The 14748-nt window shown below is 59.4% G+C and carries 11 protein-coding genes; 2 read left to right on the top strand and 9 right to left on the bottom strand.

Annotated features, from left to right (window positions below):
- Positions 1 to 68: 68 nt before the first annotated feature.
- From AACY44_RS25155 to leuC, 6 genes are all read right to left on the bottom strand, one after another.
- Positions 69 to 1079 carry an aspartate-semialdehyde dehydrogenase gene (locus tag AACY44_RS25155; protein ID WP_339420605.1) on the bottom strand — a complete coding sequence of 337 codons (1011 nt, stop codon included), beginning with the start codon at positions 1077 to 1079 and terminating at the stop codon, positions 69 to 71.
- A 231-nt stretch (positions 1080 to 1310) separates the two neighbouring features.
- Positions 1311 to 2423: an aspartate-semialdehyde dehydrogenase gene (gene asd, locus AACY44_RS25160; protein ID WP_339420604.1), complete on the bottom strand. Its 1113-nt coding sequence runs from the start codon at positions 2421 to 2423 to the stop codon at positions 1311 to 1313.
- A 64-nt stretch (positions 2424 to 2487) separates the two neighbouring features.
- Positions 2488 to 3570 (bottom strand): 3-isopropylmalate dehydrogenase, encoded by a 1083-nt coding sequence (gene leuB, locus AACY44_RS25165; protein WP_017530190.1) that lies wholly within the window; start codon positions 3568 to 3570, stop codon positions 2488 to 2490.
- A 53-nt stretch (positions 3571 to 3623) separates the two neighbouring features.
- On the bottom strand, positions 3624 to 4388 hold the full coding sequence (locus AACY44_RS25170) for a class I SAM-dependent methyltransferase (protein WP_339420603.1): 765 nt from the start codon (positions 4386 to 4388) through the stop codon (positions 3624 to 3626).
- A gap of 147 nt (positions 4389 to 4535) precedes the next feature.
- Positions 4536 to 5180: a 3-isopropylmalate dehydratase small subunit gene (gene leuD / locus AACY44_RS25175; protein WP_032888286.1), complete on the bottom strand. Its 645-nt coding sequence runs from the start codon at positions 5178 to 5180 to the stop codon at positions 4536 to 4538.
- Positions 5181 to 5190: 10 nt separating this feature from the next.
- A complete protein-coding gene (leuC, locus tag AACY44_RS25180; RefSeq protein ID WP_339420602.1) occupies positions 5191 to 6609 on the bottom strand; it encodes a 3-isopropylmalate dehydratase large subunit in 1419 nt (472 codons plus the stop codon).
- A 140-nt stretch (positions 6610 to 6749) separates the two neighbouring features.
- On the opposite strand from leuC, the gene AACY44_RS25185 reads away from it, so the two are divergent.
- Positions 6750 to 7640 (top strand): LysR family transcriptional regulator, encoded by an 891-nt coding sequence (locus AACY44_RS25185; RefSeq protein WP_339437354.1) that lies wholly within the window; start codon positions 6750 to 6752, stop codon positions 7638 to 7640.
- Positions 7641 to 7706: 66 nt separating this feature from the next.
- Complete coding sequence (locus tag AACY44_RS25190; protein ID WP_339437355.1) at positions 7707 to 11003, top strand: EAL domain-containing protein; 3297 nt, start codon at positions 7707 to 7709, stop codon at positions 11001 to 11003.
- Here AACY44_RS25190 and AACY44_RS25195 read toward each other — a convergent pair.
- From AACY44_RS25195 to AACY44_RS25205, 3 genes are all read right to left on the bottom strand, one after another.
- Positions 11000 to 12931 carry a hypothetical protein gene (locus tag AACY44_RS25195; RefSeq protein WP_339437356.1) on the bottom strand — a complete coding sequence of 644 codons (1932 nt, stop codon included), beginning with the start codon at positions 12929 to 12931 and terminating at the stop codon, positions 11000 to 11002. The two genes, AACY44_RS25190 and AACY44_RS25195, sit on opposite strands and share 4 nt — an antisense overlap.
- Before the next feature lie 68 nt (positions 12932 to 12999).
- Complete coding sequence (locus AACY44_RS25200; protein ID WP_339427457.1) at positions 13000 to 13677, bottom strand: hypothetical protein; 678 nt, start codon at positions 13675 to 13677, stop codon at positions 13000 to 13002.
- A 418-nt stretch (positions 13678 to 14095) separates the two neighbouring features.
- Positions 14096 to 14748, bottom strand: a 653-nt coding sequence (locus tag AACY44_RS25205; RefSeq protein WP_339531284.1) for a hypothetical protein, incomplete at its 5' end; no start/stop codon positions are given.

Consider the following 14748-nt stretch of genomic DNA (forward strand, 5'->3'; position numbering starts at 1 on the left):
TCTGTTCTGCTTTGGACCAAGCATAGTGCCTGGCTAGAATCAATCTACAAATTGCCGCCAAGTATCTTTTACACAAGGTCTTTTATCAACAACTGCGCCAACTGTACGGCGTTCAGTGCGGCGCCTTTGCGTACGTTATCTGACGTCAACCACAGATTTAGTTCCGCCGGGTCATCCACACCCTTACGGACCCGCCCTACATAAATAACATCCTGGCCTACCGCGTCGCCCACTGCGGTGGGATAGTCCCCCTCATCCACGAGCTCTATACCTGGAGCTGTGTCGAGTGCGCGGTTCACGGCGGCGAGATCCACCGCTGCGCCCAATTGCAGAGACACAGTCAGGCTATCGCCAAAAAACACCGGGGCTTGAACGCAAGTTGCGGAAATCTTTAGCAAAGGTAATTCCAGCACTGCACGCAGTTCATGGACCAGGCGTTTTTCCAAGGCTGTATGACCCTGGGCGTCTGGCGCGCCGACTTGCGCCAACACATTGAACGCGACCTGACGATCAAAGAACGTCGGTTCCAGCGGGCGCATGTTCAGCAGCTCAGCGGTTTGACGTGCGAGCTCGCTGACCGCCTCGCGCCCCTGGGCCGACATTGCCAGGTTGGCGGTGACGCTCACGCGTTGGATATCCAACAGGCCACGCAAGGGCGCCAGTACCACCGCCAGGTTGGTCGCCGATGGGCTTGGGCTGCCGAGCTGGAACGGTTTTTTCAGGCCATCAAGCACATGGGCGTTGGCTTCCGGCACCACTTGCGGCGCTTGCGCGGCCGGCAAGGCGCCAGACAAGTCGATCACCGAGCAACCCGCCGCGGTGGCACGCGGGGCGAAACTCAAGGTAACCGCCGGTCCCGCCGCAAAAAAAGCCAGTTGCACTTTGCTGAAGTCGAACTCATCGACTTCCCTCACCCGCACGTTCTTGCCGCGAAACGGCACGGATGCGCCAGCCGAGTTGTTGCCCGCCAGCAAATGCAGGGTGCCCACCGGGAAGCTCAACTCTTCAAGGATCTGCACCAGGGTTTCGCCAACGGTGCCGGTGGCGCCGATTACGGCGATATCAAAGGTCTGGGTCATGGGGGCTGCCTCGGGCATTGCGGGGGAGCGGCACTTTACCGGGTGGTGGGGGGTGAGGCAATTAACCCAGCGTTTGTGGTGTGACTGATGGCCTCTTTGCAAGCAAGCCCCACATTCGACCGAGTTAAATGCAATCAAATGTGGGGCTTGCTCGCGAAGAGGCCCAAAAGCACAACAAAAAAAACCCGCGCCTGTCAACAGAACGCGGGTTTCTCATCTTGCCTCAAGCGATCAACGCTCCAGCAGAATCCGCAGCATACGACGCAACGGCTCAGCCGCACCCCACAGCAGTTGGTCGCCAACGGTGAACGCGCCCAGGTACTGGGTGCCCATGTTCAGCTTGCGCAGACGACCCACCGGCACATTCAGGGTACCCGTGACCTTGTTCGGGCTCAGCTCCTGCATGCTGATATCACGGTTGTTCGGCACAAGCTTGACCCACGGGTTGTGCTGGCTGATCAGCCCTTCGATATCGGCAATCGGCACATCTTTGTTCAGCTTGATGGTCAGCGCCTGGCTGTGGCAGCGCATCGCGCCGATGCGCACGCAGATGCCATCCACCGGGATCGGGCTCTTGAAGCGACCGAGGATCTTGTTGGTCTCGGCCTGGGCCTTCCACTCTTCGCGGCTCTGGCCGTTCGGCAGTTCTTTGTCGATCCATGGGATCAGGCTGCCAGCCAATGGCACGCCGAAGTTCTCGGTCGGGTACGCATCGCTGCGCATGGCTTCGGCCACACGCCGGTCGATATCGAGGATCGCGCTGGCCGGGTCCGCCAGTTGATCGGCGACGGCTGCGTGGGTCGCGCCCATTTGCTTGATCAGTTCACGCATGTTCTGCGCGCCGGCACCGGAAGCCGCCTGATAGGTCATGGCGCTCATCCACTCGACCAGGCCGGCTTCAAACAAACCGCCCAGGCCCATCAGCATCAGGCTGACGGTGCAATTGCCACCGATGTAGTTCTTGGTGCCGGCGTCCAGTTGCTGGTCGATGACCTTGCGGTTCACTGGGTCCAGGACGATTACCGCGTCATCCTGCATACGCAGGCTCGAGGCGGCGTCGATCCAGTAGCCCTGCCAGCCGGCTTCGCGCAGCTTGGGGAAGACTTCGCTGGTGTAGTCGCCACCCTGACAGGTCAGAATCACGTCGAGGGTCTTCAGCTCTTCAATGTTGTAGGCGTCTTTGAGCGGGGCAATATCCTTGCCCACGGACGGCCCTTGGCCACCCACGTTCGACGTGGTGAAAAACACCGGCTCAATAAGATCGAAATCCTGCTCTTCCAGCATCCGCTGCATGAGCACGGAACCGACCATACCGCGCCAACCGATCAGACCTACACGTTTCATCGCAACTACACCTTGTTAAAAAGTGGGCCGCCTTGCAGCAACAACTGCAAGCGGGCCCGAGAGATTACAGATTCCGCAGCGCGGCGACTACTGCGTCGCCCATTTCTTGCGTACCGACCTTGGTGCAACCCTGCGACCAGATGTCGCCAGTGCGTAAACCCTGGTCCAGCACCAGGCTCACGGCTTTCTCGATGGCGTCTGCGGCGTCGCTCAGGTTGAAGCTGTAACGCAGCATCATCGACACCGACAGAATCGTCGCCAGCGGGTTGGCAATGCCCTGGCCCGCGATGTCCGGCGCCGAGCCGTGGCAAGGCTCGTACATGCCCTTGTTGTTGGTGTCCAGGGACGCCGATGGCAGCATGCCGATGGAACCGGTGAGCATCGACGCCTGGTCGGACAGAATGTCGCCGAACAGGTTGTCGGTGACGATCACGTCGAACTGCTTCGGCGCGCGCACCAGTTGCATGGCGGCGTTGTCGACGTACATGTGGCTCAGTTCGACGTCCGGGTAGTCCTTGGCCACTTCTTCAACAATTTCGCGCCACAGCTGGCTGGAAGCCAATACGTTGGCTTTATCCACCGAGCAAACCTTTTTGCCGCGCACGCGGGCCATGTCGAAACCGACACGGGCGATACGACGGATTTCGCTCTCGCTGTACGGCAGCGTGTCGTAGGCCTGGCGCTCACCATTCTCCAACTCACGCACGCCGCGTGGCGAGCCAAAATAGATACCGCCGGTCAGCTCACGCACGATTAGGATATCCAAGCCCGCCACCACTTCCGGCTTGAGGCTCGACGCGTCGGCCAGTTGCGGGTAGAGGATCGCCGGGCGCAGGTTGCCGAACAGGCCCAGTTGCGCGCGGATTTTCAGCAGACCGCGCTCAGGGCGGATGTCACGTTCGATCTTGTCCCATTTCGGGCCACCCACGGCGCCGAGCAGTACGGCGTCAGCCGCGCGAGCGCGGTCCAGGGTTTCGTCGGCCAGCGGCACGCCGTGCTTGTCGATGGCCGCACCGCCGATCACGTCGTGGCTCAGTTCAAAGCCCAGGCTGTACTTGCTGTTGGCGAGTTCCAGGACCTTGACCGCTTCGGCCATGATTTCCGGACCAATACCGTCGCCAGGGAGAATCAGAATCTGCTTGCTCATGCGTTCCTCATTTCATCAAGCGACCCGCCCGTGGGCAGGTCGGGGAAAATCAATCAGCGTTCGGCCCAGACCACCAGCACGTCGGTGCTGAAGGTGCCGTCGGCCTGAATTTCGTAGTAATCGCGCACTTCCTGGCCCATCGCCGTTTGCAGCTCGAGGATTGCGGCGCGCAATACCGCTGGCGTGCGCATGCGCTCGACCCACGAGGTGTATTCCAGGCGCAGGCGCTGACGGCTGCTGTTGCGTACGTGCAAACCGGCTTCGCTGAGCTGACGCATCCATTCGGCGGCGGAGTAATCACGCACGTGGCTGGTGTCGCGCAGTACTTCGACGGTTTGCAGGTAAGTGTCCAACAGCGGGCTGCCCGGTGACAAGACGTCCACGAAGGCCGCCACGCCGCCTGGCTTGAGCACCCGGCGTACTTCACGCAGGGCCAGGCCGAGGTCGCTCCAGTGGTGGGCCGAATAGCGGCTGAACACGTAGTCGAACTCGCCGTCGGCGAACGGCAGGCGTTCAGCGGCGCCCTGTACGGTGCGAATGTTGTCCAGGCCGCGGTCTAAAGCTGCGCCGGCGACTACGTCGAGCATCTGTTGGGAGAGGTCGTAGGCCACGACTTCTTTGACCAGCGGCGCCACGTGAAAACTGACATGACCGGCGCCGCAGCCCAAATCCAGCAGTCGCGCACTGCCCTGCCCGGCCAGTTCGGCCTGGAGCAGCGCGAATTCGGTGCCTTGGGCGTGCACGGCACTGCTCAGGTAGGCCGAGGCTTGCTCACCGAATTGTTTTTGCACGACTTGGGTGTGGGCGGTGCGTGTCATGGTGGTTTTCCTTGGGACTTGTGTTGTTTTTACTGCCGCTTTCGCGAGCAAGCCCGCTCCCACATTCGACCGAGTTCCTTCAGTTGAAATGCAGTCAAATGTGGGAGCGGGCTTGCTCGCGAAGGGGCCAGTCCGGCTTACATAGAATCAGGCATCGCGAAACAACCATGGCTGGCTAGCCCGGTGCTTGGCCTCAAACGCGGCAATTGCATCACCGTCCTGCAAGGTCAGGCCGATATCGTCCAGGCCGTTGATCAGGCAGTGCTTACGGAAAGCATCGACTTCAAAGTGATACACCTTGCCGTCCGGACGGGTCACGGTTTGCGCGGCCAGGTCAACCGTCAACTGGTAGCCCACATCGGCTTCCACTTGTTTGAACAGTTCGTCGACTTCTTCATCGGTGAGGATGATCGGCAACAAGCCGTTCTTGAAGCTGTTATTGAAGAAGATGTCGGCATAGCTCGGCGCAATGATGCTGCGAAAGCCATATTCTTCCAGCGCCCACGGCGCGTGTTCACGGCTGGAGCCGCAGCCGAAGTTTTCCCGGGCGAGCAACACGCTGGCGCCTTGGTAACGCTCGGCGTTGAGCACGAAGTCCTTGTTCAGCGGGCGCTTGGAGTTGTCCTGGTAGGCGTAGCCCACGTCCAGGTAGCGCCACTCGTCGAACAGGTTCGGGCCAAAACCGGTGCGCTTGATCGACTTCAAGAACTGCTTGGGGATGATCTGGTCGGTGTCCACGTTGGCACGGTCCAACGGCGCGACTAAACCTGTGTGTTGTGTAAAAGCACGCATCGGGTATTCCTCAGATCAATTCGCGAACGTCGATGAAACGACCGTTGACGGCAGCCGCAGCGGCCATGGCCGGGCTGACCAGGTGGGTGCGCCCACCGGCACCCTGGCGCCCTTCGAAGTTACGGTTGGAGGTGGACGCGCAATGCTCGCCCGACTCCAAACGGTCCGGGTTCATCGCCAGGCACATCGAGCAGCCCGGCTCACGCCATTCAAAGCCGGCCTCGAGGAAGATCTTGTCCAGGCCTTCCGCCTCGGCTTGCGCCTTCACCAGCCCCGAACCTGGCACCACGATGGCTTGCTTGATGGTCGAAGCGACTTTGCGGCCTTTGGCGATCACCGCTGCGGCGCGCAGGTCTTCGATCCGAGAATTGGTGCATGAACCGATGAACACGCGATCCAGTTGAATGTCGGTAATCGCCTGGTTGGCTTTCAGCCCCATGTACTTCAAGGCGCGCTCGATGGAACCGCGCTTGACCAGGTCAACCTCTTTGGCAGGGTCTGGCACGTTCTGATCGACGGCCAGAACCATTTCCGGCGAAGTGCCCCAGCTGACTTGCGGCTTGATCTGGGCAGCGTCGAGTTCAACCACAGTGTCGAACACTGCATCGGCGTCGGACACCAGGTCTTTCCAGGCTTCTACCGCAGCATCCCAATCGGCGCCTGCTGGCGCGAACGGACGGCCTTTTACGTAGTCGACGGTCTTCTCGTCCGCCGCCACCATGCCCACACGGGCACCGGCTTCGATGGACATGTTGCAGATGGTCATGCGGCCTTCGATGGACAGGTCGCGAATCGCACTGCCAGCGAACTCGATGGCATGGCCATTACCGCCGGCGGTGCCAATCTTGCCGATTACCGCCAGCACGATGTCTTTAGCGGTCACGCCGAACGGCAATTTGCCCTCAACGCGCACCAGCATGTTCTTCATCTTTTTGGCGACCAGGCACTGGGTGGCGAACACATGTTCAACCTCAGAAGTACCGATGCCGTGGGCCAAGGCGCCAAACGCGCCATGGGTGGAGGTATGGGAGTCGCCGCAAACCACGGTCATGCCCGGCAAGGTCGCGCCCTGCTCCGGACCGATCACGTGGACGATGCCTTGACGCACGTCATTCATCTTGAATTCGGTGATGCCATATTCGTCGCAGTAGTCGTCGAGGGTCTGCACCTGCAAACGCGATACGGTGTCGACGATGGCGTCGATACCGCCCTTGCGCTCAGGGGTGGTCGGTACGTTGTGGTCCGGGGTAGCGATGATCGAGTCGACGCGCCAGGGCTTGCGCCCGGCCAGTCGCAGGCCTTCGAACGCTTGGGGCGAGGTCACTTCATGGATGATGTGACGGTCGATATAGATCAGCGACGAGCCATCGTCGCGCCGTTTCACTTCATGGGAATCCCAAAGCTTGTCGTAAAGCGTTTTGCCGGCCATCAGTCGGTCCTCATCATCGGTGCTTCTATACGCCGGGCTTTTCAATAACCCTTTGGCTTGTGAGGCTGATGGTATGGCGCTACATTAAATAACTCAAATTCATATTTTTTATGCTTTGGATTACCAACTGGAATACCACCATGGACCTGGCCAACCTCAATGCTTTTATCGCCATCGCCGAGACTGGCAGCTTCTCCGGCGCCGGTGAACGCCTGCACCTGACCCAACCCGCCATCAGCAAACGCATTGCCGGCCTGGAGCAACAACTAAAGGTGCGATTGTTCGACCGCCTGGGTCGTGAAGTCGGCCTGACGGAAGCCGGGCGGGCCCTGCTGCCGCGCGCCTATCAGATCCTCAATGTGCTGGACGACACGCGCCGCGCACTCACTAACCTGACCGGCGAAGTCAGCGGTCGCCTGACCCTGGCCACCAGCCACCATATCGGCCTGCACCGCCTGCCGCCTGTGCTACGCACCTTTACCCGGCAATACCCCAATGTGGCGCTGGATATTCAGTTCCTCGATTCGGAAGTGGCCTACGAAGAAATCCTCCACGGCCGCGCCGAAGTGGCAGTAATTACCCTGGCGCCCGATCCGCACAACCTTGTACGTGCAACACCGGTGTGGGACGACCCGCTGGATTTCGTGGTGGCACCGGAGCACAGCCTGATCAGCAATGACCGCGTCAACCTGGCCGATATCGCCCGCCACCCGGCGGTTTTCCCGGGCGGTAACACCTTTACTCACCATATTGTCAGCCGGCTGTTCGAGGCTCAGGGCCTCACGCCGAACATCGCAATGAGCACTAACTATTTGGAAACTATCAAGATGATGGTGTCGATCGGCCTGGCCTGGAGCGTTTTACCGCGCACCATGCTCGATGAGCAGGTGGCAAGTATCGCTTTGCCGGGCATACAGCTCAGTCGCCAGCTAGGCTATATCGTGCACACCGAAAGGACGCTGTCGAACGCTGCGCGGGCTTTCATGAGCCTATTGGATGCACAGGTCGATCTGCCAGGGGTACCGGCATGACACTGTGCGGCCTCAAGGTCTGAAAGAACCCGCGCTTTCCGCCCATCGAGCCAAGGCCCTTTGATAATGCGCAACCCCGCCGATTCCGTGCCACCCCTGCCCCGCATCTACGCCCTTGATCCTCAAGAGGCGGAGCAAAGCTGGGACAGTGCCCCGCAGTTGCTGGCAGCGCTCAATGCCGCCCGGCTAGGTGCATGGTGCTGGGAGATCGACAGCGGCAGGATAAGCTGGTCGCGGGGCACTCAGGCGCTGTTCGGCTTTGACCCGCGCCAACCACTGTCCAAGGACCTGGATTATCTCGACCTGCTGGCGCCACAGGATCGCGCCCGAGTGGTGCGGGCCTTTCACGCCGTACTGGCCGGCGAGCCATTCGAGCAAGCCATGCACCACCACATCCAGTGGCCGGACGGCACCCATCACTGGCTGGAAATCAACGGCAGCCTGGCGCCCGATAAAGCCGGTCGGCGCCGCATGATTGGGGTTATCCGCGAGACCACCCGCCAGCGCGAACGCGAGCACGCCCTCAGCCACTCCGAAAAACGCTTTGCCACCTTGTTCCACCTGTGCCCCAACATGGTATTACTGACCCGCCAGTGCGACGGTTTGATCAGCGAAGCCAACCAATATTTCGAAATGCTCTTTGGCTGGCCGCTGGCCGATGCCATTGGCCGCACCACCCTGGAGCTCGGCCTGTGGCGCCGCCCGGAGCAACGTGCGTTGCTGGTCAAGGCCACGCAGCGCAAGGGCCGGCCCATTACCATGGAGGTGCAGTTTTGTGCCAGCAACGGCCAGGTCCACGATGGCACCCTCAGCGCACAAAAGGTCGAGTTGGAAGGTGAGGCGTATTTACTCAGCACCTTTCTCGACACCACCGAGCGCAAAAACGCCGAGCAAGCCCTCAAGGACAGCCAGGAACGCCTCGACCTGGCCCTGGATTCTGCGCAACTGGGCACCTGGGACTGGCACATCCCCACCGGCATGCTCTACGGCTCGGCACGCTCCGCCCAATTGCACGGCCTGCCGCCCGAACCGTTCCATGAGTCCTTCGATGCGTTTTTCGAAGGCATGCCCCATGAAGAACGCGACAGCATGCGCGACGCCTACCGCACCCTGCGCGAGGGGCCAGCCGGCAATTATCAACTGACCTACCGCGTGCCCATGGAAGACGGCAGCTCGCGCTACCTTGAAAGCCGTGCCCGCCTGTATCGCGATGACAAAGGCGCGCCGCTGCGGATGGCCGGCACCTTGCTGGACATCACCGACCAGGTGGAGCGCGAACAACGCCTGACCGCCTCCGAAGAAAAATTCGCCAGCCTGTTCCAGGCCAGCCCGGATCCAATCTGCGTGACCTGCCTGAACAGCGGCGCATTTATGGAGATTAACCCTGCCTTTACCCAGACCTTTGGCTGGACCGCCGCTGAGGTGATCGACAAAAGTGCCGAGCAGATCGGCCTGTGGGACGAGTCGAGCAAACGCCTGCAGCGAATCGAGCGGGTAATCCGCGAGCATACGCTGAGCAATGTGGCGATCGTGGCGCATCACAAAAACGGACAAAGCCTGACGTGCGTGATTTCCAGCCGTTTGATCAAGGTCGGCGACCAGCCATGCATCGTCACCACACTGCGGGACATCACTCAGCAACAACGCTCGGAAGCTGCACTCAAGGCCAGCGAGGAAAAGTTCGCCAAGGCCTTCCATTCCAGCCCCGACGCGATTTCCATCACCGAGCGCGACACCGGCCGTTATGTGGAGGTCAATGACGGTTTCTGCCGCCTGACCGGCTATCGCGCCAAGGAAGCCATAGGCCTGACCCTTTACCAAATCGGCATCTGGGCCGATGAAAACCAACGCGCCGCGCTATTGGCCGAATTGCAGATCAAAGGCCGCATCCACCACCTGGAAATGCTCTGGCACAACAAACGCGGCGAGTTGCTGGCGGTGGAGGTCTCGGTGGAGCCCATCACCCTGAATGAAACCCCGTGCCTGCTGCTGACAGCACGGGACGTGAGCCTGCTGAAAAACGCCCAGGCACAGATCCGCCACCTGGCCTACCACGACCCGTTGACCAACCTGCCCAACCGCGCCCTGTTGATGGACCGCCTAAGCCAGCAAATTGCCCTGCTCAAGCGCCACAATTTGCGCGGTGCGCTGCTGTTCCTGGACCTTGACCACTTCAAACACATCAACGACTCCCTCGGCCATCCGGTCGGCGACTCGGTGCTGAAGATCGTCACCGCACGTCTGGAGGCCAGCGTGCGTATGGAAGACACCGTGGCGCGCCTGGGCGGCGATGAGTTCGTGGTGCTGCTCAGTGGCCTGGATGGTTCGCGCATGGAAGTCAGCAATCAGGTGCAAGAACTGGCCGACACCCTGCGCGAATTACTCTCGGAGCCGATGTTCCTCGATGGCCATCGTTTGCAGGTCACGCCGAGTATTGGCGTGGCGCTGATTCCCGACCATGGCACCACGCCGGCGGACTTGCTCAAGCGCGCCGACATCGCCCTGTATCGCGCCAAGGACTCAGGGCGCAACACCACGCAGATGTTCCATAACAGCATGCAAAAAACCGCCAGCGAACGCCTGCGCATGGAGACCGACCTGCGCCTGGCGCTGTCGCGTGGCGAGTTCAGCGTGCATTACCAGCCGCAAGTGGATGCACGCGGCAACAAGATCGTCGGCGCCGAGGCGTTGGTGCGCTGGCAGCACCCGCAACTGGGCGCGCAGTCGCCGTCCGAATTCATCAAGGTACTGGAGGACAGCGGCCTGATCCTTGAAGTCGGTACCTGGATCCTTGATGAAGCCTGCGCGGCCTTTCAACAACTGGTCGCGGAAGGCCTGGTAGACCCGTTGAACTTCAGCCTGTGCGTGAACATCAGCCCTCGGCAGTTCCGCCAGAACGATTTTGTGGAGCGGGTGGAGCGCAGCCTCAAGCAGCACCAATTGCCGTTCAACCTGCTGAAACTGGAAATCACCGAAGGCATTGTGATCCAGAACCTGGACGACACCATCAGCAAAATGCGCCGCCTGAAAAAACTCGGCGTGAGCTTTGCGATGGATGACTTCGGCACCGGTTACTCATCGCTCACTTACCTCAAGCGCCTGCCGGTGGATGCGCTGAAGATCGACCAATCCTTTGTGCGTGACGCCACTCACGACCCTAACGACGCCGAAATCATTCGCGCCATAGTGGCGATGGCTCGCAGCCTGAACCTGGTGGTGATCGCCGAGGGTGTGGAAACCCAGGATCAACTGGCATTCCTGCAGGGCTTGGGTTGCCATTTGTACCAAGGCTATTGGCACAGCCGACCACTGCCGATGATCGGATTCAGGGAGCTGTTGATCGCCGACAAGGGTGGGGTTTAAACCAGTTTCAGTGCGTGCCCGCCCTTTTCCATCCAGCGCGAGTGGTTCAAGTCGCGCTTGGCGCCATATTCATCGACAGCGCCGTCGACAACGACCACGGAATGCCCGAAGTTCGCCAGAGTACCTGGCACGCCTGACGCCAGTTCCTGCACGCTGCTCTGGCGAGTGAAGGCGTACAGGCCCAAGCGGCGCAGCGCGTCGCCAGGCACCTCACCGTCATTCAGTGTTTTGAGGGCGACGTCAAAGCCGGCACCGGCGCGGAATTCGTGGTCTTCCAACTGTGCACGCTTGGCGCTCGCGGCATAAAGGAACACGGCGTCCTCAACCAGGCCTTTATCCGTACCGTAGAAGTTAGCCGCCGCGCGTGCCATTTCCAGCTCGACGTAGGTGAGGCGCACCGTGCAGCCATCGCGCATGGTAACGGTGAAACCGTCCGGCGTTTCGTCGACACGCTTGAAGATCCCCAAAGGGTTTTGCCCGTATTTCATCATCGCCGCCTTGATCGCCGACACCGTGACACAGTTACCTTCCACGCCTTGATAGAAACCGCCCCATATATCGACTGGCTTGACGCCGACGGGGGGCGCCGGAAATTGCGCTGGCTTTGCGTTGCGCGCTCGGGCAACGTCCGCGGCAAGCTGGTAGCCATAGTCCTTTACGATGGCCTGTTTCTCACCTTCGCGATGCTTGATGCCATCCACTACCAAAGCGCTTGAATAGTTGAAGGCAGGGGTGACGCCAACGCGGGTTGGATCGCGCAGCTTGTCGGGCGGAACAACCCGTAGAAAGCCGGTCAGGCCCATCCCCTTCAAGACATTGTAAGTGTGCTCTCCGCGCAAGGTGCTCAATAACGCTGCCTCGAACTGAGCATTGCGTTCAACCTGCTTGCGCTTGGTAAAGGCGGCCAGCATGAAATTGGCGTCGATGACCATGTGCGCGTCAGGGCCGGTAAACCGCGAGGCTTCGGTAGTGCGCTGCAGTTCCTGTGTTGACAACGTCACTTCAAAACCATCTTTCATGGTGACGCTGTACCCATTCTCCGTGGTCTCGACATTGTTAAACATCTCGGAGGGCGATTGGCCAAACCTGAGCATCATCATCTTGATCACTGCGGCATGGCTGCTCAGGTCGAATACTTCGCCAAACGCTCGCGAGGCCGCAGTGAAACCCTGCAGAACCTCGGCGACCTGGGGGCGAACACTCGTCGTGACCTGTTCAACCTTGGGCACGACGATCGGCGAGACGGGGGCTGGAGCCCTGGGGGGCTTCGGCGCGCTGTCATTAACCAGCGTATACATGTAGGTTCGATCGGGAGAACTCTGCCTGCCGAAGCGCTGCACCTTGCCGGCGTAAATCAGCGCTGAACCAGCGTCATAACTGTCTACCACCCCTTTCCCCCCTTCACCGACAACCGCTGCAGTGGGTAGGTATTGGAAATGACCGGACAAGCCCATGCCTTTGAGCATGTTAAAGGTCGTTTCACCTTGCAGAGATTGAGTCAGCACCGAGGTAAAACTTGGCAAATCAGCGGCGCTGCCACTGCCCAGCTGTTTGCGTTTAATGAACACCGCCAGAGCGAAATTTGCACTGCCCAGTACCACGTTGTCCTGACCCGTAAAACGCGATGCGCCCCCTGCCCGTTGCAACTCCTGCCGGGAAAGATGCAGCCTGTAACCATCTTTCATGGTCACCTCATAACCATCGCCATTGCTCCGCACATTGCTGAACATATCGCCAGGGCGCTCTCCAAATGTGAGCATCATCAGTTTGATGACGGCGCTGTGCGAACTCGCATTGTAATGCTCGCCGAAACCACGCTCAGGGGCATCAAATGCAGTGAGGAGAGAAGTGTCTTTTTCCGGGTGCTTCGATAACTGCAACGCTATAGGATGTGAGCGAGCAGAAGATCCAATTGCGAACGTACTCATATCGTTCACTCTTAAATGAAATAGTTGGACGCGGCCGCGATAGGAAACGATTAAACTTCATAGCCCAATCAGCGTAATGCTATGGCTTGACCATCGCGCGGCCTGCCCCCCCTATTACCCCACAACTCTTCATGCCCGCCGATGACCGCAACCGAATGTGTGTCCGTATTCACCATGCCCAACTGCCCGCTTGCCAACTCACTGACCGAGGCCTTTTTCAAATAATTGCCCAGGCCCAAGCGCTTGAGTGCCTCACCGGTTTCTTTCTCGTCTTCACCATCATTAAGGCTACTTATTGCCGCCCTGAAGCTTGCACCCGCCTTGCCATCATTGTTCTCCTCCTGTGCTCGTTTGGCGCTTACTGCAAACAGGAAGTTGGCGTCCTTGAGCATCCCAATATCCCGCCCCGTAAATTTGGCACCGCGGGCAGCCTGCGACAATTCCTGATCGGATAAACGGAGGTGGTAACCGTCACGCAGCGTCACGCTATATCCCTTCGCCGTCTTCTCGACCTTGGCAAAGATGCTTTTTGGACTTTGGCCAAACCTGGCCATTGCCACCTTTATCGCTGCAACGGTGACGCAGTTACCCTCATCGCTCTGTCGAAAACCACGCCAGATATCATCCGCCTTAACTCCAATTGTCTTCTTGGAAAGACCTGAACGTTCATCAACCTCCGCGCTCTGCGATGGCCGAAAAGGAAACAACGTGGCGCTGAAGGGGACACGGGGTACAGCGGCGGGCATAACAAGGAGCCGTCCGGCCGCTCTGCCACTTATACCGTTAAATGGGTATGCCGTTGTAATGAAGGATGCCGCCTGATTATCCCCGCGCCTGACAGCCGGGCAGTCCACCCAACCCTCGCGATAACCCGTGTTCTTTTTTCCAGTTGCCAGCGCAGACACATCAGTCGAATCAACACTAGGCTGAAGTGTTTGCCAAGGTGTCTGACTGACGCCCCTGGATATAATCGAATCTACTACGTAGTGCTCATCCCTGAGTCCTGTCACCCTAGTATTGAATACTGAAAACATGGACCCCTACCTTGTACAGGACTCCCCAACTGCACTCGCAATCGGGGAGTATTGATCAGCAATTAGCTCTTGAAGATGACAATGGCCGCATCAAAAATTCATGCTGGACACTGCCGCTTGTCAGCCGTTGTCATAATACGCGCTGATTGACGGCGCCGAGACGCTGATGGATAGGGTGTCCAGCACCTGGAGCCGGAGATGTAATTCCGGTGCGGACCTTGGACTCCTGATCTTTCTGGATCTCAATCTTTGGCTTAATACCGACCTTAATCTCATCGTCTGTTTTACCACCCGTCTTCACCTTTGCGACTGGCGTACCGCCGGTCGTCACCTTTGCACTTGTTTCAGCAACGGGTTTCGCCTCTGCACTGATCTTGGTAGCGGTCTTAGCCTCGATTGCTGGCGGCGTGCTGCTGCTTACGCCCACGTTTGGCTCATCGACAATCAATCGCGGCTTCAGCGACGAACGCGGGCCTGACCAATCCTCCGAACTTACCCTTACCTGAATACCGGCAGCCAAACTAATCTTAAAATGCTTACCTTTATCTGGCGTCAGGCTCACCTGCGTGCTGCCATCAGGCAAGACCGTGACCTTAGCATCACCCTCGGCCCCGACTTTTACCGGTGCACCTTTCTCACCATTCGGCAGCGTCGATTCGGTGGCATTTCCTTTCAAACCAATCTGCACGCTACCGTCAGTGCCGACCTTCACCTGCGCGCCTTTCTCACCACTGGGCAGCGTCGATTCAGTACCGTTACCTTTCACGCCAACCTGCACGCTAC

Source organism: Pseudomonas sp. RA_15y_Pfl1_P11, from assembly GCF_963970975.1.
GTDB classification, from domain to species: Bacteria; Pseudomonadota; Gammaproteobacteria; order Pseudomonadales; family Pseudomonadaceae; genus Aquipseudomonas; species Aquipseudomonas tritici.